At 66.5% G+C, this 2200-nt stretch carries 2 protein-coding genes; both read right to left on the bottom strand.

Going from position 1 to position 2200, the window contains the following annotated elements; all coding sequences use genetic code 11:
- On the bottom strand, positions 1 to 955 hold a 955-nt coding region (locus A5652_RS15485; protein ID WP_156745360.1), incomplete at its 3' end, for an AMP-binding protein.
- A 151-nt stretch (positions 956 to 1106) separates the two neighbouring features.
- Positions 1107 to 2200, bottom strand: a 1094-nt coding sequence (gene gabT / locus A5652_RS15490) for a 4-aminobutyrate--2-oxoglutarate transaminase (RefSeq protein WP_067352950.1), incomplete at its 5' end; no start/stop codon positions are given.

Consider the following 2200-nt stretch of genomic DNA (forward strand, 5'->3'; position numbering starts at 1 on the left):
AGTCGCTGCGGGCCGCGAAGTAGGCGGTGCCGCCATTGCCCAAGGTGCCGTAAAGGATTCCGCGTCCCATGACGTGACTCATCGGCATGAAGTTGAGCGTGATCGACGCGGCGCTCTCGCCGAACCAGTTCTTGCTACCGCGGCGCCACATCTTGCCGACGTTGCTCTGCGGGTACATCGCGCCCTTGGGCGCGCCGGTGCTACCGGAGGTGTAGATCAGCAGCGCCAGCGAGTCCTCATCGGTCTGCGGCTCGGCAACCGCTGGCAGGTCCTTGCCGCGCCGCAGCACGTCGGCGAGCGCCTCGACGACCACGGCGGTGTCGGACAGCCGCGCCACGGCGCTGTCCACGGCCTCGCGCTGGTCGTCGACCTCGGGCTGGTAGTCGAACACGACGAGCCTGGCGGGCACGTGCTCACCGGACAGGATCAGCTCCACGGCGTCGGTCAGCTGGTTGACGCTCGACGCGATCAGGCTGGGTTCGGTCTCGGCAACGATCGGCTGCAGCGACGTGATCGCCGCGCTGGTCTGCAGCGGCACCGACACGGCTCCGATCGTGGCCAGCGCCATGTCGATGGTGGTGTAGTCGACGCTGTTGAAGCCCAGCACGCACACGCGGTCGCCGGGTTTCACGGAGTCACTGAGCCACGCCCGGCCGAGGGCCGAAACCCGTTCGCCCAGTTCGCCATACGTGATGGTCTCGAAGCGGGGGAGCAGCTCGGCCGACGTGCGCCCGGTCTTGGCGTCCGTGACGAACTCGACGGCGCGCTGCGCCAGCGCCGGCCGGTCGGCGTAGCCGTCCAGCACGGTCCGAATGATCTTTGGCAGCCGCAGCCCGGGCTGTTCGAGGGCCGCGGTGATCGCCGGGTCCGGTCGGGCGGCGGCGAACTGGGGGTCGTTGGCAATGAGTTCTTCGACGCGACGGTCGAGTTGTTCGTCATGAATTGCAGTCGACATAAACAGATCCCTTGCAAATGAAAGTTAGCGAGTCAATTTGCGCTGTCCGCGCTGACCTATAGAACGTTAGCTAAAGTAACGTTATTCCACCACGATCTGGCCGCGGCGGTGTTTGTGAGATTGCCCACGCGCGGGGCCGTAGTCGCCGTGTCTACATGTCGCGCAGCAGCGCGCCGAGGATGTCGATGCCCTCGGCAAGCAGCTCGTCGCCAATGGTCAGCGGGGGCAGCAGCCGAATGATATTGCCGTACATGCCGCAGGTCAGGACGATCACTCCGGCGGAGGCCGCCGCGACGGACAGCTTCTGGGCCAATTCCTTGTCGGGCTCGGCGGTTCCCGACTTCACCAATTCGATGGCGATCATGGCTCCCCGACCACGCACGTCGCCGATCCGGTCGTCCCCGGCCTGCAGGCGCAGCAGTGGTTCGGTGATCAGACGTTCCAATTGCCGGGCCCGATCGATCAATCCGTCATTCTCGATCGTCTCGATGGTGGCCAGCGCGGCCGCACAGGCCAGGGGGTTTCCGCCGAAGGTGCCGCCCAAACCGCCAACATGCGGCGCGTCCATGATCTGTGCCCGGCCGGTGACCGCCGACAGCGGCAATCCATCGGCGATGGCCTTCGCGGTGCAGATCAGGTCGGGCTCGATGCCCTCGTGCTCGCACGCGAACATGGCGCCGGAGCGCGCGAATCCCGTTTGCACTTCGTCGGCGATGAACACCACGTCGTTGTCGTGGCACCAGTCCAGGAGGCTGGGCAAAAATCCCTCGGCCGGAACGATGAACCCGCCCTCGCCCTGGATCGGCTCGATGATGAGGGCGGCCAGGTTGTCGGCACCGATCTGGCTGTCGATGACCCTGATGGTGCGCGCGGCGGCCTTTTGTCCGTCGGTGGCCAGGTCCTTGTCCACCAGGCCGTCGCGATAGGGGTAAGACAGCGGCGCGCGGTATACCTCGGGCGCGAACGGGCCGAAGCCGCCCTTGTAGGGCATCGACTTGGCGGTCAGCGCCATGGTCAGGTTGGTGCGGCCGTGGTAGGCGTGGTTGAACGCCACGACGGCCGGCTTGCGGGTGTACGCGCGCGCGACCTTGACGGCGTTCTCCACCGCCTCCGCGCCGGAGTTGAACAGCACCGAGCGCTTCTCGCCGGAGCCCGGGGTGATTCGGTTCAGCGTCTCCGCGACGGCCACGTAGGACTCGTAGGGCGTCACCATGAAGCAGGTGTGGGTGAACTCGGCCACCTGCG

The organism is Mycobacterium sp. 1165178.9 (assembly GCF_001673555.1).
Lineage (GTDB): Bacteria > Actinomycetota > Actinomycetes > Mycobacteriales > Mycobacteriaceae > Mycobacterium.